Source organism: Sulfurifustis variabilis, assembly GCF_002355415.1.
Classification (GTDB): Bacteria; Pseudomonadota; Gammaproteobacteria; order Acidiferrobacterales; family Sulfurifustaceae; genus Sulfurifustis; species Sulfurifustis variabilis.
In genome coordinates this window covers 3,556,121-3,578,942 of sequence record NZ_AP014936.1, presented here as the reverse complement: position 1 = coordinate 3,578,942, position 22,822 = coordinate 3,556,121, and the positions used below count along the sequence as shown (strand labels likewise).

Genomic DNA, 22,822 nt, shown 5'->3' with positions numbered 1-22,822 from the left:
CGCGAACCGACGCCCTCCGCGGGGAATTCCGGGTCGTCGCGCGCTCGCAAAGGACCGGCCGGCGCGCGTCCGTACCATATTAAGTAAGCCACCACCGCTTAAGTAAGCGACCACCGCGCCGGTCCGCGCCGGATACTGCCTTTCCCTCCCGCCGGATTCCCTGTTCACCTACCTCTAGTCCCGGCTGGATCGTCTAGCGTAGGCCTCGCGTCCCTGGAGCGGCGCGGCCTTTCCGTCGGCCGTCCGCCCCGGATCACGGAGTCGCGAGCGGGGGTATGAACGGTCCATCCGGTATGCTCGATCAGCGCGAAGTCAGGCCCGATGCGCCGCCGGACGAGCGTCTGCCGGATCTGCTGGTGGCGCGCGGCAAGCTGCGGGAGCTGGATCGGGCGCGCGTCGCGCGGATCCGCGACGGACAGGAGAACCCCGAGCCGCTCTCGCGCCTCGTCGTCAAGCTCGGGGTCGTTTCCGAGCGGGATGCGGCGGAGGCGCTGGCCGACCTCCTCGGCCTGCGCGTCGTCGCCTCGTCGGATTACCCCGACGTCAGCGCGCTGAGTACGCCGGTGTCCGCGCGGTTCCTGAGGGAGAACCTGGTCGTGCCGGTCGCGGAGGACGACGAGAAGGTCGTCCTCGCGATGGCCGATCCCCAGGACGACTACGTCGCCTCGGCGTTCGCCGTGGCGTGCGGCCGGCCGGTGGAGCGCCGGGTGGGTCTGTCCTCCGAGATCGAGGCGGCCATCGAGCGGATCCACGGCGCGGGCAAGTCGCGCATGGGGCAGATCCTCGAGCAGGTCGCGACGGGCGAGGCAGCCGCCGAGCAGGACGTCGAGCAGCTCAAGGATCTCGCGAGCGAGGCGCCGGTGATACGGCTCGTGAGCCTCCTCATCCGGCGCGCGACCGAAATCGGCGCCTCGGACATCCACATCGAGCCCTTCGCCAGCCGCCTCAAGGTCCGTTACCGCGTGGACGGCGTGCTGCAGGACGCGGAAGCACCGCCGGCGCACCTGACCGCCGCCGTGATCTCCCGCGTCAAGATCATGGCGAACCTCAACATCGCCGAGCGGCGCCTGCCGCAGGACGGTCGCATCCGGCTGAGCGTGCAAGGCAAGGAGCTCGACCTGCGCGTGTCGACGGTGCCGACCCTGCACGGCGAGAGCGTGGTGTTGCGCCTGTTGAACCAGGATAGCGTCGCGCTCGATCTGGGCGCGTTGGGGTTCGCGGACGCGGAGCTCTCGCGCTTCGCCGACGTACTCGCGCTTCCCCACGGCATGGTGCTCGTCACCGGGCCGACCGGCAGCGGCAAGACGACCACCCTCTACACGGCCGTCAGCCGGCTGAACACCGCCCAGCGCAAGATCATCACGGTCGAGGACCCGGTCGAGTACGAGATCGAGGGCGTCAACCAGATCCCGGTCCGCCCGGCGATCGGTCTGACTTTCGCCGGCGCGCTGAGGTCCATCGTGCGCCAGGATCCCGACGTCATCCTCGTGGGCGAGATGCGCGACCTCGAAACCGCGCGCATCTGCGTGCAGTCGGCGCTCACCGGCCATCTCGTGCTCTCCACGCTGCATACCAACGACGCGGCGAGCAGCGTGACGCGCCTGCTCGAGATGGGCGTGGAAGACTACCTCCTCACGTCGACGGTCAATGCGGTCGTCGCGCAGCGGCTGGTGCGCGTGCTCTGCGACCGCTGCCGCGCACGGTACGAGCCGCTGTCCGAGACGCTGCGCCGGACGGGCCTCGAGCGCGTGGCCGAAGGAGACCCCGTCGCGCTATTTCGGCCGAGCGGGTGCCCGGCGTGCAACGGCACCGGTTACCGCGGGCGCACGGCCGTGCTCGAGCTCATGGCGATGAGCGACCGCATCCGGCGGCTGGTGCTGAGCCACGCGCAGGCGACGGAGATCCAGCGCGCCGCCCGCGAGGAGGGCATGCGCACGATGTACGAGGACGGCCTGCGCAAGGCGCTCGCCGGCGTGACCTCGATCGAGGAGGTCCTGCGCGTGACGTGCGAGGCCTGAGCGATGCCGCGCTACTGCTACGAGGCGGTGACCGTCGGCGGCGAGCTGGTCCAGGGCGAGATGGAGGCGTCGGATCGGGCCGCGGTGATCGCGCGGCTGCAGGAAGCGGGCAGCGTGCCGATCCGCGCGAGCCCCGCGGACGGCGGCGCGCTGGCCGCGTTGTGGACGCGCCGGCGTGCCGGAGCGCGGCGGATCGGCCGGCGCGATCTCGCCGCCTTCACGCAGGAGCTGTCCTCGCTGCTGCATGCCGGGCTCCCGCTCGACCGGGCGCTCGCCATCATGATCGACGCGGCGGGCGACGGCGCGCCGCGCGAGCTCGCCGCCGACATCCAGCAGGCGGTGCGCGGCGGCGCGGCCCTGTCCGACGCGCTCGCGGCGCACCCCCGCACCTTTTCGCGTTTCTACGTGAGCATGGTCCGCGCCGCCGAGGCGGCCGGGCGGCTCGACCAGGGTCTCGCGAGCCTGCTGCACTACCTCGAACGCAGCCGGGCGCTCCGGGAGAGCGTCGTCTCCGCCCTCATCTACCCGGCCATCCTCGTCACGGTCGCGGGCGTCTCGCTGCTGATCATCCTGACCTACGTCGTGCCGCAGTTCACGCAGCTTTTCGCCGACGCGGGGCGCGCGCTGCCGCTGCCGACGCGCATCGTCATCGGGGCGGCCGAGTGGCTCCGGAGCTACGGGGGGCTGCTCGTCGTCGCCATGGCGGTCCTCGCCGTCGTGATCCGGCGGCGGCTCCGGCGGCCCGCGGGCCGCTACCGGTGGGATCGCATGGTGCTGCAGGCGCCGGTCGTGGGCGATCTGATCACGAAGATGGAAATGGCGCGGTTCAGCCGCAGCCTCGGGACGCTGCTCGCGAGCGGCGTGCCGCTGCTCGCCGGCCTCGGCATCGTGAAGGAGATCCTCGGCAACCGCGTGCTCGCGGAGACGCTCGAGCCGGCCGCCGAGACCCTGAAGGCAGGACGCAGCCTGGTCGAACCGCTGATGAGCACGGGGCTCTTTCCCGCGCTCGGGCTGCAGATGATCCGGGTCGGCGAGGAGACCGGGCGGCTCGACGACATGCTGCTGCGCATCGCCGATCTCTACGACGGCGAGGTCGCCTCCGCGACGCAGCGGTTGCTCGCCCTGCTCGAGCCGGTCCTGATCGTCGGGCTGGGCGTCGTGATCGCGGGGGTGATCATGTCGATCCTCGTCGCGATCGTGAGCGTCAACGAGCTTCCGCTGTAGCGGCCAGGCACGGAGACAGAGACATGCGAACGAGGCGGTCGTCGAAGAATGCGCACGAAGGCGCGGGTCCGCGCGGCTTCACATTGCTCGAGCTGCTCGTGGTGCTCGTGATCCTCAGCCTGCTCGCCGGCCTCGTCGGTCCGCAGGTGATGAAGCACGTGGGGGCATCGAAGACCAAGACGGCGCACGTGCAGATCGAGGAGCTCGCGACCGCGCTCGACGTGTACCGGCTGGAGACGGGCGCGTATCCGACGACGGCACAGGGGCTCGCGCTGCTCGTCGAGAAGCCGGCGGGCCTCGAGGGATGGAACGGCCCGTACCTGCGCAAGCCGGTGCTGCCGAAGGATCCGTGGGGCCGCGAGTATCGCTACCGCGCGCCGGGGGAGCACGGGCCTTACGACCTCTACACGTTCGGCGCCGACAACGTCGAAGGCGGCGAAGGGGAGAACGCCGATGTCGCGAGCTGGAAGTAACCGGGCGCAAAGCCTGCCGTGCCGCGCGGACCCGCACACGAGCCGTGAACCGGGCCGGTGCCGCTTCGTTCGGCACCCCCTCTCCCCTTGCCTTTCCCGCTGCGCTTCCCGCTCCGCGGGAAAGACCCGCGGATTCACCTCCGCGATGCCTGCCATCCCCGGCGCCCCTCTCGCGGCTTCGATATTCCCCAGCCCGGCCTTGCTGCGCTCCGCGTCCCGCTTCGCTCGCAAGTCCAGGCCATGCCATCCGTGGCACGGCCGTTCGGCGGCGAGAAAGCCCACCGGGCTTTCTCGAAACCTCCGCCTCACCCCTGGTCGCCCGCTCGCCGGGCGAACGATCCGGTGGATCGTTCGCCGATCTCCGGCTCGCCCCCCACGAGGGGGGAGGGGGAGTGGGTTCGCTACGCGGTTCATGGAGAGCGGGTTCACCCTGCTCGAGCTGCTCGTCGTGCTCGTGCTCGCCGCTTCGGTCGCGGCGCTCGTGGCGCCGGCCCTCTCGGGCGCCGTGGCGCTCGCGGAGCTGAAGGCCGGCGCGCGCACCCTGGCCTCCGCGCTTCGCCACGCCCGCGGGCGGGCGATCGCCGAGCATCGCGACGTGGCATTGCTGCTCGACGTCGAGGCGCGCACCTGGCGGGTGACGGGCCAGGAGCGGACGCACCGTCTGGTGTCGCGCCTCGATCTCCGCCTCTACACCGCGCAAAGCGAGGTGACGAGCCGGGACGCGGGGTCGATTCGCTTTTTTCCCGACGGCAGCTCCACGGGCGGGCGGATCACCCTGGCGGCGCGCAATCGCGCCTACGTCGTCGACGTGGCCTGGCTCACCGGTCGGGTGACGATCCATGACTGAAGCGGCCGGACAGGGAAGGCGCGCTGCCGGGTTCTCGCTGCTCGAGGTCGTGGTGGCGCTCGCCCTCCTCGCGCTCGCGCTCGGCGCGCTCTACCCGGTTTTCGCCTCGGCCGCGCGCCGCGCGACGCTCGTCGCGGAGCACGATCGCGCCGTCATGCTCGCGGACTCCAAGCTCGCCGAGATCGACGGCGCCGCCCTGCGTCCGGGAACCGACGCGGGCACCATCGAGGGGCGATACCGCTGGCGCCGGCGCGTCGAGCTTATGGTCGTTCACGATGCCGGCGCCCCGCCGGCGCTCGTCCCATACCAGGTCACGCTCGAAGTGCGATGGGGCCCTGAGCACGAAACGCGTTCGATCGCCCTCACCACCGTGCGTCTGGGGTCCGGCGCATGAGCGCGCGCGGCGGGCCGATCGCAACCGGGCGGGCGGAAGGGTTCACGCTCGTCGAGCTCCTGGTCGCGCTCGCGGTGCTCGGCGCCGCGATGACGCTGCTCGCGAGCGCGCTGTGGCTGGGGCCGCGCGCCTGGGAGGCGATCGAAGAACGAACGACGGCGGCGCACGACGCGCGACTCGCTCAGCTGTTCCTCCGGCGGCAGCTGGAGCAGGCGCAACCGCTCGCGTTTCTCGCAGCGGACGGCGAGGCGCGCGTCGGCTTCGCCGGCGAGCGCCGCCTGCTCCGGTTCGTCAGCCCCCTGCCGGCCCACGTCGGGCCCGGCGGAATGTATTGGTTCACGGTGGAAGTGGCGGAGGACCGGGGTACGAGCCGGCTGATCCTCCGGACCGAGCTGTTCCAGACGGAAGAGTGGGACCGCTTCGATCCGGCGGCGCCCGAGAGCCTCGTCCTCGTCGAGGGGCTCCGGGAAGCGGAGTTCGACTACCTCGGTCGCGCGGAGCCCGATCGGCCGCCGCCGCAGTGGGTTTCGCGATGGGATCGCGAGGACGAGCTGCCGCGCCTCGTGCGGTTGCGGCTGCGGTTCGAGCGCGCGGGAGCGGACGTGCGGGAGGAGCTGACGATGGCGCCCAAGGCGAGCGTGCCGCCGTGAGCGTCGCAACCGCAAAACGGAAAGGTCCGCCGGCCGGCGGCCACCATCGCGGGATCGCGTTGATCGCCGTGTTGTGGGTGGTCGCGCTCCTCGCCATCGTCGCGGGCGCGGTATCCGCGACCGTGCGCGGCGAAGCCAGGCTGGCCGGGAACCTGCTCGCGCAGGCCCAGGCGCGGCATGCGGCCGAAGGCGCGCTGCACCTCGCCATCCTGTCCCTGCTCGCGCGCGAGGGCGAACCGGCGCACGGTGCCGTCCCGGAGCGGGAGATCGGCCACAGCACCGTACGGGTCGTTATCGAGGACGAGGCCGGCAAGCTGGATCTCAACCTCGCGCGCGCCCGCCTGCTCGACGGGCTGCTGCAGGCGGTCGGGTCGGCGGAGGGCGAGCGTCGCCGGGTGGTGGCCGCGATTCTCGACTGGCGCGACGCGGACGACCTGACGCGCCCGGACGGCGCGGAGGACCGGGAATACCTGGCGGCCGGGATGGCCTACGGCGCGAAGGACGCGCACTTCGACAGCGTCGAGGAGCTCCAGCTCGTGCTCGGCATGTCGCCGGCGCTCTACCGCAGGCTGAAACCGGCCCTGACCGTCCACGCGCGCCGGCCCGACGTCGACCCCCGGCTCGCGTCGCCGCTCGTGCGGCTCGCGCTCGCGGCCGCCGACGAATCGGTCGGCGCGGCGCGGCCGCCCTTGCCGGCGGGCGGCGACGACGCCGCAAGCGACCGACGGGCAGCGGCGCGTCTGCGAAACGCGACCTGCGCGATTCACGCCCAGGCGCGCGCGCCGAACGGCGTGACGGCCCACGTTACGGCGATCGTCGCCGTCCGTCATCGGGATCGTGGGGCGGCGTTCACGATCCTCCAGTGGCGCGCGGACGGCGACGAGCTCTTCCCGGCAACGGTACCGCGCGAGGGAGAAGCGGCATGGAGCTGAAAGGGCTCCATCGGGCGGCGAGAGCGGCGTGCGCTTCCCTCCGCGCACGGCTCGATGCGTTCCTCGCGTGGTGGGCGAAGGAGCTCCTCGCGCTGCTGCCGCGCCGGCTGCGCGAGCGCCTGCGCGGCCGCGGGAGAGTGCTGCGCGTCGAGTTCGACGGGGCGACCGCGGTCTTCACGCTGACCGAGCCCGCGGGGGACCGCCGGATCGCCGAGCTGGCGATGCCCGTGGACCCCGGCGCGGCCGGCGAGGCGATCAGGACGGCCTGCGGCGCGCCCGTGCACGACGTCGTCGTGCACGTTCCGCCGACGCGGGTGCTCCGTCGCACGCTGACGCTGCCGCTCGCCGCCGAGAAGAACCTGCGCGAGGTGCTGGCGTTCGAGATGGATCGCCACACGCCGTTCAGGGCGGAGCAGGTGTACTACGACTTCGCGGTCCTCGGCCGCGACCCGGCCGGACGCCAATTGCGCACCGCGCTCGCGCTGGTGACGCGCAAGGAAGTCGATCCGCTGCTTGCGGCCTTGCGTCAGGAGGGGCTCGAGCCGAAGGCGCTGCACGTCGGCGACGACCCGGTCGGCGGCGACGGAATGAACCTGCTTCCGATCGAGGGCAGAGCCCGGCGGGCGAGGGCACAGGGCTGGCCGGACCGGGCGCTCGCGACCCTCGCCGTGTTCCTGCTCTCGACCGCCGTCGCGCTGCCGTTCGTGCAGAAGCTGAACGCGGCGGCCAGGCTCGAGCGGGAAGTGGCGGCGGCCCGGCAGGAGGCGCAGACGGCGGGCGAGGTGCGCAAGGAGCTGGAACGGCGGGTGGCGGAGGAGCAGTCGCTCGTCGGCAGGCGCCGCGCGCGGCCGAGCGTGATCGAGGTCCTCGACGAGGTCACGCGCCTGCTGCCCGACAGCACCTGGTTGAACCGTCTGGAGCTCAGCAACGGACGCGTGCGTCTGCGCGGCGAGTCGGCCGATGCCTCCGGTCTCGCCACCCTGATCGAGCACTCCGCGTTGCTCCGGGACGCGAGCTTCGACGCGAGCGTCACGCGCGACGTCCGGAACGAGCAGGAGCGCTTCGTGCTGTCCGCCACCGCCGTGCCGTCGGGGCAACCGTGATCGAACGCCTGACACCCGCGCAGAGCCGCGCCGCCGCGCTGGCGCTGCTCGCGCTCGCCGCGGCGCTCGGCTATCTCGCGGCCGTCGCCCCCGTGATCGGCCTGTACCGCCACTACGACGAGCGGATCGCCGATCTCACGCACCGGCTCGGGCAGTACCGCGCGCTCGCCGCGACGCGCGCGGCCAACCAGCGGGCGCTCGACCAGCTGACGCGGCGCGACCTCGCGAAGCGCTACGCCCTGGCCGAGCGCAAGCCCGCGCTCGCCTCCGCCGAGGTGCAGGGGATCGTGAAGCGCGCGGTGGAACGCGCCCGGGGCGAGCTGCTCAGCACGCAGGCGGCGAACGGCCAGCCGGGCGACGGCTTCGCCGAGGTGACGGTCAAGGTGCGCATGCGGGGCGGCATCGAATCCCTCCGGCAGGTGCTGCACGCGCTGGAGTCGTCCCGGCCGATCCTCGTGCTCGACAACGTCGTGATCGAGCCGGCGGCGGCCCGGCGGGCGCCGGGTCCCGGGACGACGGGGCAGGAGCTGTCGATCAGCTTCGACGTCTCCGGTTACGCGCGGGGGCCGACCGCATGAGCCCGCGGCTCGCACGCGTCGGCGCGCTGCGGCTCGGACTCGCGGGGCTGTGCGCCTGCCTGCTCGCGGTGATCACGCTCGAAATCTCTCCCGAGCCGGGCATCGCCCAGGCCGAAGCGGGTGTCGCCGGGGCGCCGGGCCCGGCACCGGTGGCGTTGCCCGCCGAGCTCGCCGCGCTCGCGCCCTTGCAGCATTACGCGGCGATCGTGGAGCGCCCGCTGTTCGACGCCTCGCGCCGTCCGCCGCCGATCGAAGAGAGCGCGACGCCGGCGGTCGCCGCCGACCTGCGCCAGCTGACGCTGACCGGCGTCGTCATCGCGCCGGACGCGCGGTTCGCGATCTTTCAGGACCAGAGTCCGGCCCGGACGGTGCGCCTGGCGCGGGGCACGAGGGTCGGCGAGTGGCTGCTCGACGAGATCCATCCCGACGGAGTGGTCTTCCGGCGCGGCGGCGCGCGCCAGCGGCTGGCGTTGTACGAGAAGAAGGATCGGGCGCCGGCCCTCGCCGATGCCGCTCACGTCGCGGGGGCGCAGGCGGCGGCGAAGGAGCAGGCGAAGACGTCCGGCGAGCCCCGGCGCAGGGGCCCTCGAAGGCGGCGCTGAACGGCGGGCTCGAGGGAGCGGAAACGCACAATAACGACGACAAGACGATGACAACGACGACGAAGCTCAGGCCGGTGTCGTGGGCGACCGCCGCACTCCTCGCGGTGAACGGATGCGCGACTGCGCCGCCGCAGCCCGCCGTGCCCGCGAAAGGCAGCGCCGCCGCGCAGGAGGTCGATGCGCCGGCGGGTCCCGCGCAGGCGGCGACACCGCCGCGCCCGCCGGCGGGTGCGGCGTCCGCGCCGGTGACGCGGGCCGAGCTGTACACGGGCACGGGACGGTTCATCGCCGACGAGGCGCCGCCGGCGCCGGCCGGCGTCTCCGGGCCCGGCGAGTACACGCTGAACTTCAAGGGCACGGACCTGCAGGAAGTGGTGAAGGCGATCCTCGGCGATATCCTCGGGCTCAACTACACGATCGACGAGAAGGTGAAGGGCCAGGTGACGCTGCAGACGAGCAAGCCGGTCGCGCGCGACGCGCTCATCCCGACGCTCGAGGCGCTGCTGCGCACGCAGGGCGCCGTGCTCGTGCAGGCGGAAGGGTTCTACAAGATCGTCCCGCAGGCCGCCGCCCTCGCGGGCGCGGCGAGCCCGAACGTGCGGCTGCTCGGCGAGAAGGGCTACCAGGTGCTGGTCGTGCCGCTGCGCTACATTGCCGCGCGGGAAATGGAAAAGATCCTGAAGCCGCTGCAGGCCGCGAGCGCGGTCGTGCAGCTCGACGGCCACCGCAATCTCATGATCCTCGCCGGCACGCAGGCCGAGCTCGGGCAGATGCTCAGGACCATCGAGATCTTCGACGTCGATCAGCTGGAGGGCATGTCGGTCGGGCTCTTCCGGCTGGGCGCGGTGGACGCCGGAACGCTCGCGGGCGAGCTCAACGAGATCTTCGGCGACGGCCCGGAGGGCGCGGCCGGGATGATCCGGTTCATCCCCATCGACCGGCTGAACGCGCTGCTCGTCATCACGCCGCAGCAGAAGTACCTGCAGGACGCGCAGGTGTGGATCGAGCGCCTCGACCGCGTGGAGGAAGCGGCGGCGACGGGGCTGCACGTGTACTACGTGCAGAACGGCCGCGCGGCGCACCTCGCCGAGCTCCTCGGGCAGCTCTTCGGCACCGCGCCGGCCGGCGCGGACGCGACGGGCCTGCCGCGGCTCGCCCCGGGCGCCAGGCCGGCGGTGATCCAGAGCGAGCTCGCGGCCGCGATGCGCGGTCCCGGCGCCGACCTCCCGGCCGCCGCGCCGCCCGCTTCGGCCGCGGAGCCGGCGAAGCGCATCGTGGCGAAGCGCACCGAGGACACGCCCGCGCGCCGCCGCCCGTCCGAGGGGGACCTCGAGGTCGGCGCCATCTCCATCATCGCCGACGAAGCCAACAACGCGCTGCTCGTGAGGGCGACGGCGGCCGATTACGCGAAGGTCGAGCAGGCCATCCGCAAGCTCGATACCTGGCCGCTACAGGTGCTCGTCGAGGCCACCATCGTGGACGTCGAGCTGACCGACGCGCTGAGCCTCGGCGTGGAGTGGTTCCTGCGGGGACAGCACGGCGACAAGCGCACGAGCGCGATACTCGATCTCGGGGATCCCGGCCTCGCCGCGCTCGCGCCGGGTTTCTCCTATACCCTGATCGACTCCGCCAACGCCGTGCGCGGGGTGCTCAACACCCTCGCGAGCGAATCCAAGCTCAAGGTCGTGTCGTCGCCGTCGATGATGGTGCTCGACAACCACAAGGCGACGATCCGGGTCGGGGACCAGGTGCCGATCCGCACGTCGGAGGCGGCGAGCATCGCGACCACCGGGGATACGCCGATCATCGCGAGCACCATCGAGTACCGCGATACCGGCGTGCTGCTCGAGGTCACGCCGCGGGTCAACGCCAGCGGCATGGTGGTCATGGACATCCGCCAGGAGTTCAACGACGTCCAGGTGACGACCTCCTCCGGCATCGACTCGCCGACGATCAACCAGCGCCGCATCAATACGACCGTGGCCGTCTCGAGCGGCGAGACGATCATCCTCGGCGGCCTGATCCGCGACCGGAAGTCGCGGGCGCAGTCGGGCGTCCCCGGGCTGCGCCGGATCCCGCTGCTCGGGTGGCTCTTCGCGTCGCAGGACGACGTCGCCGAACGCTCGGAGCTGATCGTCGTCATCACGCCGACGGCGATCAAGGATCAGGGCGAGGCGCGCGCGGTGACGGACGAGATCCGCGAGCGCATGAAGAATCTCGCGTTCCCGGACTGGCTCGGCAAGTCGGACAAGAAAGGGCCGTGACGGCGGACCGTCGGACGCCGCGTCGACGGGCGCGGGTGGCGCCCGCCGCACGATCGCGCGCTCAAGGCACCACCCACTCGCTCTCGGCGTCGACCTCGCCGTTCGCGTTCCGCACGGCGCGCACGAGGTACGCGCCCTTCGACGCGTAGCGCTGGTTCGGGCCGAGGCTCGCCTTCGGATAGGCGGCCGGCGTCACCATGCCGTCGAAGATGTGCTCGATGCGTTGCACGAAGTAGTCGCGGTGGAAGTTGCTGCGGACGTGCTTCAGCGCCTGCGCGACGAGGTTGGCCGTGAAGAGCGTGTTCGCCTGCAGGCGCTCGTCGCCGACCGCCACGCGCCTGCCGCGCAGCCAGGAGGCCATGGCCCGGAGACGGGACGCCGCTTCCTCCGGCAGATGGTAGGGATGAACCGCGTAGACCCTGCCGTCGAGGTCCCGGGGGATCTCGCGCGGCAGCCCGCCGGCGAGCGTGCTCGAGAGGTAGACGCGTTCGGCGCCGGCGAGGCGGTCGAGGGGAGGCAGGTCGCGGTCGTCGAGCCACAGCACGAGCGCCGGACCCGTCCCGTTCGCCAGCGCCCGCCCGAGGGCCGGGCCCGCGGGTTCGCCCGGCTCGATCACCTCGTCGCGGAGCGCGCGCGCGCCGCGGGAGGCGAGCGCGCTTCGCAGGGCGGCGGCCGCGGCCGCGCCGCGCGGTTCGGCACGATAGACCTGCACGATCGGGGCCGCGGGCCGCCGGTCGTCCAGGTGCCGGGCGAGGACCTCCGCCTCGAGCGCCATGCCGCGCGTGAAGTACAGCGTGTAGAAGTCGCGCTCCGCGAGGACGGGCAGGTCCGTGTTCGGGAGCAGGCAGGGCACCTCGTTGCGCTCGCAGAAGGCGTGTACGGGCGCCCAGGAGCCGGCGCCGACGCCGCCGATCACCGCGAACACCGGTTCGCGCGCGTAGTGCGCCTCGAGCTGGGCGGGCCAGGCATCGGGCGGACCTTCGAGCTCCCACACGTCCAGCGCCCACTTGCGGTAGGCCTCGTAGTGCGCCGCCTTGTGGAACGGGCTCCGGCGCGCGAGCGTGGTCTCGCGGCGGGTGTCGGCGTTCTTCGATTCGACGAAGGCTTCGAGCACGTCCAGCACCGACTTGCGCGCGCGGCCGGCTACCTCTCCGGCGATCACCGTGGCGAAGCGGATGTGCGACTCCGTGACGCCGGGAGACGGCGCCGACGAAAGCGTCTTGAGGTAGGCGATGAGCGAGGCGAGATCGGCGTCGCTCAACGCGTAGCGCGGCATCATGGGATCGAGCGGGCGGCCGGCGGGATCCACGCCGTCGCGGATCGCGCGCGCGAGCGTCGCGTCCGTGTAGGCCGGCCGCAGGGTGCGCGCGTCGTAGAGCTGCTTGCGCCGGATCTCGCGCGGGCGGTAGAGAATGGTCCCTGTGACCGGCGGCATGAAGATCCGGCCCTCGCCCGAGCCGAGGCCGCTGCGCCCGTGGCAGCCGGCGCACACGAGCTGCGCGCCCTGCGCCGGTACGTCGCCGATCAGCCTGGCGCGCACCGGTTCGCCGGAGGCGAGAATGCCCTGGCGGTACAGGCGTTCGCCGAGGGCGTTCGGCTCGCCGCCGTGCGCGCGCGTCGCCATGACGCAGCCGGCCGCGATCGCGCCCGCCGCCGCGAGAGCGGCGACGAGGCCCGGTTGTCTGGCGGCGAGCCGGGACATCGGCGTGGCGCCGTCACCGCGCGACGAGACGCCGGTACTCGGCGACGAGGTCCGTCGCGCTGCCGAGACCGTCGAGCCGGACCCAGGGCCCGCCGGCCGAGGCGCGCAGGAAGGTGAACGGCTCGTGACCCATCTTGCCGCCGCGATACGCGTCGAAGGCCTTCTGCACGGCGACGATGTCCGCGGCCTCGCCGGTCAGGAACCGCCATCGGGAGCCGGCGCGGTGCCGGGTCGCGTAGGCGCGCAGCCGCTCCGGCGTGTCGTGCTCGGGATCGATGGAAATGGAGATCATCCGGACCTGCTCCCCCTCGGGGCCGAGCTGCTCCTGCACCTGCCCGAACGTCGCGCTCATGACGGGACAGATCGTCGCGCAGCTCGTGAAGATGAAGTTCAGGAAGACGGGTGTCCCGGCGTCGAGCGCCGAGGCCAGCGCGACGCGGGAACCGGCCATGTCGACGAGCGTGACGTCGGGGACCCGATAGAAGTGCACCGATCGGGTATAGCTGCCCGCCCGCTGCGCCTGCGCGTCGTGCCGAAGATGGGCGTGATGCGCGTGCGCATCGCCGGAAACCGGTTCGCCCGCCGCGGCGCAGAGGAACGGCGTGGCCGCGAGAAGCGCGCCCGCGACCGCGTGCCGCCCTGCGCGCGTGCCCGCGCGTCCTCCCGTCGTCGTCATCGACCGCCCCCTTCCTCCGGCCCTTCGTTCGCCGGCCGGCTCGTGATCCGCCGAGGTTCATCGTAGCGGCCCGTCGCCGGGGGCAGGGTAGGTCCATGCCCCATTTCTCGCAGGGCGACACGGTATTCGCGAGGAAGCGGGCGAGGAGGCGGCTAGCGGGTCAGCAGCAGTCTCACGTGATGGGCGATCCGCTCGGGCGGGGAGTCGAAGAAAACCGTCCGCGCCAAACGGCCCTCGGTGTCGATGAGAAAGAGACCGGACCCGTGGTCGACCGCGTAGGAGCCGTTTGCGTCCGGCGGGTGCACGTGGACCGGCGTGCGGTAGAGCCCGGCCACGGCCTCGACCGCCTCCTGGGTGCCCGTCAGGCCGAGGTAGGCGGGATGAAAGTGGGCGACGTAACGCCGGAGCACGGCGGGCGTGTCCCGCTTCGCATCCAGCGTGACCAGCAGCGGCTGCACGTGCCCGGCGAGCGCGCCGAGCTCGCGCAGGGCGGCGGCCACTTTCACCATCGTCGTCGGGCAGCTGTCGGCGCAGGACGTGAAGCCGAAGTGAAGCAGCACGACCTTGCCGCGGGCGTCCGCGAGCGAGAACGTCCGACCGTGGTGGTCGGTGAGCGTAAAGTCGCCGCCGAAGCGGCTCGCGCCCCGCGGGTCGGCGAGCGCAGGGACGGGGGACGCCGCGCCGACCAGCAGCACGGCGAGCCACATCGCCGACAGGCAGGGCGCGCGCAGGCGCACGTCTCTCTTCACGCACGGCATGTGCGCGTTGTACACGCCACGCTCGCCGTGCGCCAACGCGCGGGTTCGCCCGGCTGCGTCGGGTGATACTGCCTCCGCCCCCTCCCGAGTAGGGCGCCCCTACCCCTGAAATACCGTCTTCACTCACCCGTTTTCTTTCTGCCGCACCGCTAGCCTCCGCAGCAGTGTGCGATCGGGAGGCACGGACCTTCGGGCCCGGCGAACGGGCGCCACGGCACGCGCGTGGAGCGTCTCCGCGCGCGGCCGACCGGCCCGCGCCACGCGATTCCAATGACGGGAGCAAAAGCCATGAAAGCGAGCAAGCTGCTAGCGGTTGCCGTGGCGCTGTGCACCGGCGCGGTCACGGGCGCCGCCGAGGCCTTCACCGTCAACGTGGTCGACGAGAACGGGAACCCGGTGACCGGCTTCAAGTGGCTGCTCGAGGAGGACAACACCCACCCGCCCGAGCCCGGCGTCCACAAGCCGGTCGACGCCGACGTCAACAACAACTCGCTGTCGATCAGTATCCACCGCAGTCATGCGCGCGTCGTGGCGGCAGGCGAATCCACCGGCAGTTCCGCCACGATCGACACGGTCGAACTGCCCGGCGGCCCGGTGCCGCTCGCGCCGGGGCGCTATTTCGTCTCGGTGCTGCCCTTCGGCGACCGTTCCTCGTGCAGCGGCACGTTCGACATGGGCGGCACGGCGGTCGACATCACCACCGAGCCGAACAAGACGGCGACGGTGCACGTGCGCCGCAACCCGATCGAAACCGCGCAGATCACCGTCAAGGTCTTCCACGACATCCTGCCGCTCAACAACGCGCCGGACGTCGCCGAGATCGATCCCGCGAGCTCGACGCACCCGTACCTCGAGACCATGGAGGGCTTCACCGTCACGCTCATGGACGTCGGGGGCGACATCGTGCAGGACGCCTTCGGCAACACGCTCGGGACGACCTATCAGTTCACGGACATCAACGGCAACGGCGCGCACGATCCGGGCGAGCCGTTCGTGTTCGACCCGGAGACCTGCGAGCCGGTCGTGCTGGCGCCGGGCGCGGGCGACTTCATCACGCCGGCCAACGGCGAGGTCACGATCAGGTACCTCGCCCCGAACAAGTACGGCGTCGAGATCGAGCCGCCGACCACGGACGCCGGCGGCAACCCGGTGAAGTGGCACCAGACCACCACCATCGAGGGCACGAAGACCATCGACGCCTGGGTGCGCCCGAACGAGCCGCCGTTCCTGGTGGAGTTCGGCCCGCCGTTCTGGCACGTGTTCTACGGCTTCACGAAGGAGTTCGACCGGCTGGCGACCGTCGCGCCGCCGGGCGGGCCGGTGACGACGGTCACGGGCCAGGTTCGAAAGGGCCATCTCTCGCGCCCGCCCGCCATCACCTTCTTCGACGGTCCTCCGCCCGAGGCCGAGGCCGTCGGCGAGCGGTGCCTCGTCGGCCTGAACCGGATGGAGGCGGGGTTCCCGGAAGCGGTGTGGGCCGGGCTGTGCGAGAACGAAACCGGGAACTTCACGATCCCGAACGTCCCGCCCGGAACCTATCAGCTCGTGGTGTGGGACATCTCGCTGCTGCACATCATCTCGTTCAACACGGTCATCGTCGAGGAGACCACCGGCGGCTCGCTCGATCTCGGCAACGTCGCGACGCCCATGTGGTTCGGCGTGCACGAGCACAACGTCTACGCCGATCTGAACAAGAACGCGGTGCGCGACCCCGACGAGCCGGGCATTCCCGAGCAGAACGTCAACCTGCGCTTCCGCGACGGCACGATCTACAAGGCGTTCCCCACCGACACCGAAGGGTTCGTGCCGTTCCAGGCGATCTTTCCCTTCTTCCACTGGCAGGTGGCCGAGGTGGATTTCGCGCGCCTGCAGGCCACGGGCCTCGAGCTCGTGGTCGACGAAGGCGGCCCGACCACCGACGACGAGTTCGGCGAGGGGAAACGCAATCCGCAGCAGCAGGCCACCGACGGCAGCGACCCGGCGAACGTGAGCACCGATCCCGACCTGCGCGTCGAGCCGGGCGTCGTGCTGACGCAGGCGTTCCAGATCTTCGCGGGGCAGAACACGCGCTTCCAGTGGGGCAAGGCGCCGTACGACACGGCCGACCGCAACGTCGCCCCCTACGACGACTTCCCGGGACCGGGCGACACCGACCGCTGCGTGACCGGCGCGCAGGTGCCTGCCGAATGTACCGACGCCGCCACGGGCGACGGCGTGTACAACAACAACGGCGGCATCTCCGGCGTCGTGTTCTACGCGACCACGCGCGCCGAGGACGACCCGCGCTTCGCCGCCGGCGAGGAGTGGGAGCCCGGCATCCCGCGCGTGCAGGTGAACCTCTACCGCGACGTGGTGTGCAACTCGAACGGCGGCCCGGCCGTCTCTCCCGCCTGTCCGGAGGCGACGGCGGGCGAGGTGGGCGACGGCATTCCCGACCCGGTCGACGCCGCGGGCAATCCGGACGCCGGCGCGACCTTCCCGTACACGCCGGTCTACGCCGACGTCGACAACCACCCGATCGGCTGGTCCGAGGGCGGCGCGAAAGGGCCGGAAGACATCGACCGCGACGGCGACGGCGCGTTCGATTTGGGCGACGCCATCCGCGTGGCGCACACCGACAGCTGGGACGACAGCCTGCCGGAGGGCTGCCGCGGCGACGTCGATCCGCTCGAGATTCACGGCGCCGACGTGCCGATCGCGCAGTGCGCCGAGGGACTGCGCACCTGGAACCAGGTGCGCCCCGGCGTGTTCGACGGCGGCTACGCCTTCGGCCCCGAGGACCCGCTGCTGGTGCCGGGCACGTACGTCGTCGAGACGATCCCGCCGCCCGGCTACAAGCTCGTCAAGGAGGAGGACCGCAACGTCGACTTCGGCCCGACGCCGATCCCGGCGATCCTGCCGGCCAAGTGCGTGGGCGAGCCGCGCGAGGTGCCGCCGCTCTTCAGCTTCCTGACCGACGCCGGCGGCAATCCGTTGCCCGGCGTCGATCCGGACAGCCCGGACAACGCGGCGCCCTTCGCCGGCGACACGCGGCCCCTGTGCGATCGCAAGAAGGTCGACCTCGGCTCCGGCCAGAACGCGGCGACGGACTTCTTCCTGTTCACCGACGTGCCGAAGGCGGCGCGCGCCGTCGGGCTCATCACCGACGATTTCGCGAACGAGATCGCGCCCGGCAAGCCGAGCTTCACCGAAAAGTTTTCACCGCCGTGGATGTCCATCTCGGTGGTCGACTACAGCGGCCGCGAGATCATCCGCACCTACGGCGACGAGTGGGGCGCCTACAACTGGCTCGCGCCGTCGACCTACGCCATCAATCTGCCGACGCCGAGCGGCGTCGGTCCGAAGATGCACCACTTCTGCCTGAACCATCCGGGCCCGATCGAGGATCCCGCGAACCCGGGCACGTTCGTCGTCGATCCGCGCTTCCGCACGCAGTACAGCACCACCTGCTACACGTTCAACTTCGAGCCGGGGCGCACGACCTATCTCGACACGCCGGTGATCCGCCAGGCGGCGTTCGTCGGCGCCCTGCAGCAGACCTTGAGCTGCGAGGTGCCCGCGGGCGAGCCGGTGATCCGCGACGTGATGAACCTGACCGCGGGCAACGCCCCCGCCTTCGTGCGCGCCGGCGACACGCTGCGCATCCGCTCGATGCGCAGTCTGCGGATCTTCAATCCGGACTATCCGGGCGACGCCAACGACGACGGGCTCCCCGACGACCCGCCCACCGAGCCGGAGATGATCACGCGCGAGGTCGGTTTCGGTCCGGTCAAGGGCTCGGTCTGCATCGGCAGCTACTGCTTCGACCCGGCCGCGATCGCCTCCTGGAGCGCGAGCCAGATCGTGGTCAACGTTCCGAACCCCCTGCCCGTGGGGCTCGAGACCGGCCAGCTCTCGGTCACGCGCGGCGACAACGGCAACGCGACCGAGGTGGGCGTGACGGTCACGGTCGAGCCGCCCGGCGGGTTGCCTTACGCGGTGCTGCGCGTCGGCCCGACCCAGGTCTACCCGACGATCCAGTCGGCGATCGACGCGGCGAGCGCCGGCGATCTGATCTTGGTCGATCCGGGCGTCTACCGCGAGCTGCCCGTCGTCTGGAAGCGCGTGAAGCTCCAGGGCGCGGGCGCCAACAGCACGCTGATCTGGGCGAGCCACTTCAGCGCCGGCCCGGCGTTCGCCAACCCGCTCGTGCTGTGGCGGCAGAAGATCGGCCAGCTCTCCGATCCGAACGGCGACGGCGATCGAGCCGACAGCGTGATCGGTCTCCTGCCCGAGCAGGTGGGCGTGGCGCCGGAGTTCTTCCTGAAGGACGGCGAGGCGCCCGGCATCTTCGTCGCGCCGCCGGCGACCGGGCCCAACCGCTTCGGCTACTCGGGCGACCGCGAGGACCTCGAGCTGCGGGCGCGCATCGACGGCTTCAAGATCACGCTCGCGGATCTCGGCGGGGCGATCTACGCCAACGCCTACGCCAACCGGCTGCTCGTCAGCAACAACATCCTGCAGAGCAATGCCGGGAATCTCGGCGGCGGCATCCGCCTCGGCAACCCGACCGTCGTGGCCTTCGCGCGCGGCGGCGTCGCGGTCGCCGACAGCCCGAACCCGCAGGTCGACATCCGCCACAACCAGATCCGGGAGAACGGCAGTTACAAGACCGGCGGCGGGATCGCGATCTACCAGGGCGCGAACGGTTACCGCATCGACGACAACAGCCTGTGCGGCAACTTCGCCCGCAGCGGCGGCGGCGCCATCGCCCATCGCGGTCTGAGCGACAACGGCACGATCGCGGGCAACGCGATCGTGTTCAACGAAGTATTCCAGGGCGATCAGCCCGGCGCGGGGCTCGGCATCGGCGGCGGGGGCGGCGGCATCGAGGTCGCGGGCGAGCCCGACGTGTTCGGCCAGGGCGCCTCCGGCCTCACGCTCGGCAGCGGCAACGTCACGATCGACCGCAACCTGCTCCAGGGCAACCTCGGCGGGGCCGCCGACGGCGGCGCCATCGCGCTGCGCAACGTGAACGGCGACGACGTCGCCGCGAGCCCCGGCAACAACGCCAGCTGGCACCTGGTGCGTGTGTTCAACAACCTGATCGTCAACAACGTCTCGGGGCTCGGCGGCGCCGGCATCGCGCTGCAGGACGCGGTGCGGGTGCAGATCATCCACAACACCCTCGCGCGCAACGACAGCACCGCGACCTCCACGTTCGCGTTCGAAGGGGGCCTCGGCGATCCGACCACGCCGACCGTCGCCGGCCTGCTGTCGCGCGCGAACAGCCTCGGCCTCAACGCGGTGCTGCCCGCCGGCAGCCCGGCCTGGTCGCAGCCGCTCGCGCTGCGGCGAAACATCTTCTGGCAGAACCGCTCGTTCCACTGGGACGACGACACCGCGCCCGACCTGCTCCCGAACCCGGGCGGCGCGTACTGGGACCTCGGGGTCGTCGGCGTCGCGGGCGCCTGCCTCGCGCCCGTCCAGTCGATCCTGACGGAAGCGGCGCCCGGGTCCGATCCGGCGGCCTGCAACTACGCGGGCACCAACAACCAGTTCGCCGATCCGCAGTTCGTGGCGCCGTATTTCAACGCGCTCACGACGGCCGCCGCCGCGGACGAGGGCGGCAACTTCGTGCAGGTCTACTACACGCCGCTCGGGGTGACGGGCGACTACCACATCGGCATGACGTCGCCCGCCGTGGACGCGCCGCCCAGCGGTTCGGCCACCGGCGGTCTGCTGGGCACGGACGTGGACGGCCAGGCGCGGCCGGTGGACGGAAACGGCGACACGATCGCGGCGCCGGACACCGGCGCGGACGAGTACCAGCCGTAGCGGCGACGCGGCGGGAGGGCGGGAGGCCTTCCGCCGCGTCGCCCTCGGGCGAAACGGAGACTGAGACCATGACAAGCACCCGACCCAGACTCGTACCGGCCGCTGTCCTCGCGGCGCTCCTCGCGCTGCCCGGGCTCGCGGGCGCCGCGGTGTTCGTGCAGTGCCCGGAGGATCAGGACGGCGACGGCATTCCGGCAAAGGATCTCTTCGGCAACACGCTCGATGCCGACGACGTCGACCTCGACCAGGTCAAGTGCGTGCACCTCACGGGCGGAGACGGCTGGGTCACGATGGGCGACGGCCGCGAGCTCTACATCTTCAGCTTCTCGAACGTCTCGGGCATCCCGCAGGCCGACGTGCTCGACACGGGCGTCTTCCGCGCCAACTCGCCGGCACCCACGCTGCGCGCGCGCGAGGAGGACGAGCTCTACGTCACGCTCACCAACGTCGGCACGCACCAGCGGCCGGACCTCTTCGATCCGCACACGGTGCACTACCACGGTTTCCCGAACGCCTCGGCGATCTTCGACGGCCTGCCCGAGTCCGCCGTCGCGATCAACCAGCAGGCGAGCATCACGTACTTCTACAACAACGTCGAGCCCGGCACGTACATGTGGCACTGCCACGTGGAGGCCACCGAGCACATGCAGATGGGCATGCTCGGCAATCTCTACGTCGACCCGAAGCAGAACGCGACCGGTTGCCCGGGCGGGACCTGCCCGGTCGCGCTCAAGGAAGGCGGACCGGCGGGCGCGCCGCTCGGCTACGTCTACAACGACGGCGACGGCTCGACCGCCTTCGACGTCGAGTACGCGATCCAGCTGCAGGCCTTCGACCACGTGTTCCACGACGCGAGCCGCGACACGCAGCCGCTGCCCTTCGCCGACATGATCGACACGTACCCGACGATCAACGGCCGCGGCTATCCGCACACGACGATCGCCGGCGCGCTGCACGACTGCCTCACGCCGAACGCCGATCCCGATCTGCCGCCGTGCCCCGCCGATCACCCGCAGGGCGCGGACAACAACGCGCAGGCCTCGCCGCAGCCGGTGAGCGCGCTCATCACCGCCAGCCAGGGCCAGCGCATCCTGCTGCGCCTCTCGAACCTCGGCGTCGTGCAGCACTACACGGTCACGGTGCTCGGCATCCCGATGAGGGTGGTGGGACGCGGCGCGCGCCTGCTGCGCGGCCCCGGCCAGACGGTCGGCCAGAACGTGTACTACGACACGAACGTCGTGAACCTCGGCGGCGGCGAGTCGACCGACGTGATCCTCGACACCACCGGCGTCGCGCCGGGGACGTACTTCCTCTACGCCACCAACCTCAACTTTCTCAGCAACAACGAGGAAGACCACGGCGGTTACATGACGGAGATCGTCGTCAACTGAGGCGATGCGCCAGCCGACAGGAGAACGGACATGAACAGGCAGACGACTATTGCGAAGCGCCTCGTTGCGGGTCTCGCGCTGGCGCTCGCCGCCGCCGCGGCCCAGGCCAACGCGGTCGTCCCGGGCATCACGGGGCCCACGTTCGACCTCACGACCGGATCGGCGAGCCTGTCGACGCCCGACGGCGACAGCATCCTGATCTGGGCGTACGGCAACGGCACGAACGCGGTGCAGCTCCCGGGCCCGACGCTGATCGTCAACCAGGGCGACACCGTCACGGTGAACCTCACCAACCAGCTCGCGCAGCGCGTCTCGATCGTGTTCCCCGGCCAGGGCCAGGTGACGGCGAGCGGCGGCGCGCCCGGGCTGCTCACGCGCGAGGCATGCTCGCCCGAGGACACGGCGCCGTGCGGTGGATCGAACACCGTGAGCTACGCGTTCACCGCGGCGCAGCCCGGGACGTACGTCTACCACAGCGGCACGAACACCGAGCTGCAGGTGGAGATGGGGCTCTACGGGGCGATCATCGTGCGGCCGGCCGGCTTCGACCAGAGCGACCCGGCGAAGCGCACCGCGTACGGGCACGCCGGCACCGCCTACGACCACGAGTACCTCTTCCTGCTCTCGGAGATGGATCCCTTCATCCACGATCTCGTGGACTTCGGTTTTCCGGAGCTCATCGACAACACGACCGCGTTTCCGGTCTTCTGGTTCATCAACGGCCGCAACGGCGTCGACACGCTGTCGCCGGACAACGTCGGCTGGCACCCCAACCAGCCCTACGGCGCGCTGGCGCGCACGCGCCCGGGCGAGAAGGTGCTGCTCCGCCTCGTCAACCTCGGGCGCAACCAGCACGCGTTCCATCCGCACGGCGCGCACTCGCTGATCGTCGCGCGCGACGGCCGCATGCTCGAGAGCGCGCCGGGAGCGGGACCGGATCTCGGCGTCGCGGACTTCACCATCACGCCCACGCCGGGCGGGACGATCGACGCGATCTTCCGCTGGACGAGCAAGGGCCTCGGCTGGGACATCTACGGCGATCCGAACGAGGCCGGCTTCGCGCACGCCTGCACCGGCGCGGGTCCGGACAACATCGATCCGGCGACCGGGGAGGACTGCGCCTATCACGGCGTGCGGCTGGACAGCAAGGTCGTGCTCCCCGGGCTGCAGGACGTGAGCTTCGGCGGCTGGTACAGCGGCAGCCCGTTCCTCGGCCACTTCGGGCAACTGCCGCCGGGCGAGGGCGGTTTGAACCTGAACGGCGGCCTCTTCTTCATGTGGCACTCGCACAACGAAAAAGAGCTCACCAATTTCGACATCTTCCCGGGCGGGATGCTCACCTTCGTCATCATCGAGCCGCCGGGCACGCCGATTCCCTGAGCTGGGGAGGAAC

General features: G+C 71.5%; 17 protein-coding genes. 14 read left to right on the top strand and 3 right to left on the bottom strand.

Annotated features, from left to right (window positions below; translation table 11 throughout):
- The first annotated feature begins 293 nt into the window (after window positions 1–293).
- The 11 genes from gspE to gspD all read left to right on the top strand — a co-directional run bounded on the left by gspE (window position 294) and on the right by gspD (window position 11,085).
- Window positions 294–2,018, top strand: a complete 1,725-nt coding sequence (gene gspE / locus SVA_RS17340) for a type II secretion system ATPase GspE (protein ID WP_420823894.1) — start codon at window positions 294–296, stop codon at window positions 2,016–2,018.
- A 3-nt stretch (window positions 2,019–2,021) separates the two neighbouring features.
- Window positions 2,022–3,242: a type II secretion system F family protein gene (locus SVA_RS17335; RefSeq protein WP_096462401.1), complete on the top strand. Its 1,221-nt coding sequence runs from the start codon at window positions 2,022–2,024 to the stop codon at window positions 3,240–3,242.
- Window positions 3,243–3,265: 23 nt separating this feature from the next.
- Complete coding sequence (gene gspG, locus SVA_RS17330) at window positions 3,266–3,715, top strand: type II secretion system major pseudopilin GspG (protein ID WP_096462400.1); 450 nt, start codon at window positions 3,266–3,268, stop codon at window positions 3,713–3,715.
- Between the two features lie 412 nt (window positions 3,716–4,127).
- On the top strand, window positions 4,128–4,562 hold the full coding sequence (locus SVA_RS20240; protein ID WP_096462399.1) for a GspH/FimT family protein: 435 nt from the start codon (window positions 4,128–4,130) through the stop codon (window positions 4,560–4,562).
- On the top strand, window positions 4,555–4,956 hold the full coding sequence (locus SVA_RS17320) for a prepilin-type N-terminal cleavage/methylation domain-containing protein (RefSeq protein WP_096462398.1): 402 nt from the start codon (window positions 4,555–4,557) through the stop codon (window positions 4,954–4,956). Before SVA_RS20240 ends, SVA_RS17320 begins: the two co-directional genes overlap by 8 nt.
- Entirely contained in the window at window positions 4,953–5,606 is a 654-nt protein-coding gene (locus SVA_RS17315) for a prepilin-type N-terminal cleavage/methylation domain-containing protein (protein ID WP_096462397.1), read from the top strand. Before SVA_RS17320 ends, SVA_RS17315 begins: the two co-directional genes overlap by 4 nt.
- Window positions 5,603–6,538, top strand: coding sequence for a type II secretion system minor pseudopilin (locus SVA_RS17310; RefSeq protein WP_169924162.1), 936 nt, complete (start codon window positions 5,603–5,605; stop codon window positions 6,536–6,538). Before SVA_RS17315 ends, SVA_RS17310 begins: the two co-directional genes overlap by 4 nt.
- The gene (locus SVA_RS19600) at window positions 6,529–7,641 is read left to right on the top strand and encodes a PilN domain-containing protein (protein ID WP_148665541.1); all 1,113 of its coding nucleotides are present in this window, start codon (window positions 6,529–6,531) and stop codon (window positions 7,639–7,641) included. The genes SVA_RS17310 and SVA_RS19600 overlap by 10 nt, the downstream gene beginning before the upstream one ends.
- Entirely contained in the window at window positions 7,638–8,219 is a 582-nt protein-coding gene (gene gspM, locus SVA_RS17305) for a type II secretion system protein GspM (RefSeq protein WP_148665540.1), read from the top strand. Before SVA_RS19600 ends, gspM begins: the two co-directional genes overlap by 4 nt.
- A complete protein-coding gene (locus SVA_RS17300) occupies window positions 8,216–8,821 on the top strand; it encodes a hypothetical protein (protein WP_096462395.1) in 606 nt (201 codons plus the stop codon). Before gspM ends, SVA_RS17300 begins: the two co-directional genes overlap by 4 nt.
- A 47-nt stretch (window positions 8,822–8,868) precedes the next feature.
- Window positions 8,869–11,085, top strand: a complete 2,217-nt coding sequence (gspD, locus tag SVA_RS17295) for a type II secretion system secretin GspD (protein ID WP_096462394.1) — start codon at window positions 8,869–8,871, stop codon at window positions 11,083–11,085.
- 61 nt (window positions 11,086–11,146) lie between these two features.
- Here gspD and SVA_RS17290 read toward each other — a convergent pair whose 3' ends face one another.
- The 3 genes from SVA_RS17290 to SVA_RS17280 all read right to left on the bottom strand — a co-directional run bounded on the left by SVA_RS17290 (window position 11,147) and on the right by SVA_RS17280 (window position 14,236).
- Window positions 11,147–12,787, bottom strand: a complete 1,641-nt coding sequence (locus SVA_RS17290; RefSeq protein WP_096462393.1) for a cytochrome c/ABC transporter substrate-binding protein — start codon at window positions 12,785–12,787, stop codon at window positions 11,147–11,149.
- Window positions 12,788–12,800: 13 nt separating this feature from the next.
- Window positions 12,801–13,463, bottom strand: a complete 663-nt coding sequence (locus SVA_RS17285; RefSeq protein ID WP_096462392.1) for an SCO family protein — start codon at window positions 13,461–13,463, stop codon at window positions 12,801–12,803.
- Window positions 13,464–13,615: 152 nt separating this feature from the next.
- Entirely contained in the window at window positions 13,616–14,236 is a 621-nt protein-coding gene (locus SVA_RS17280; RefSeq protein WP_148665539.1) for an SCO family protein, read from the bottom strand.
- A 273-nt stretch (window positions 14,237–14,509) separates the two neighbouring features.
- Here SVA_RS17280 and SVA_RS17275 point away from each other — a divergent pair, with 273 nt between their 5' ends.
- The 3 genes from SVA_RS17275 to SVA_RS17265 all read left to right on the top strand — a co-directional run bounded on the left by SVA_RS17275 (window position 14,510) and on the right by SVA_RS17265 (window position 22,809).
- Window positions 14,510–20,038: a hypothetical protein gene (locus SVA_RS17275; protein WP_096462390.1), complete on the top strand. Its 5,529-nt coding sequence runs from the start codon at window positions 14,510–14,512 to the stop codon at window positions 20,036–20,038.
- A 68-nt stretch (window positions 20,039–20,106) separates the two neighbouring features.
- A complete protein-coding gene (locus tag SVA_RS17270; protein WP_197703270.1) occupies window positions 20,107–21,429 on the top strand; it encodes a multicopper oxidase domain-containing protein in 1,323 nt (440 codons plus the stop codon).
- A 30-nt stretch (window positions 21,430–21,459) separates the two neighbouring features.
- A complete protein-coding gene (locus SVA_RS17265) occupies window positions 21,460–22,809 on the top strand; it encodes a multicopper oxidase domain-containing protein (protein ID WP_096462389.1) in 1,350 nt (449 codons plus the stop codon).
- Window positions 22,810–22,822 lie beyond the last annotated feature (13 nt).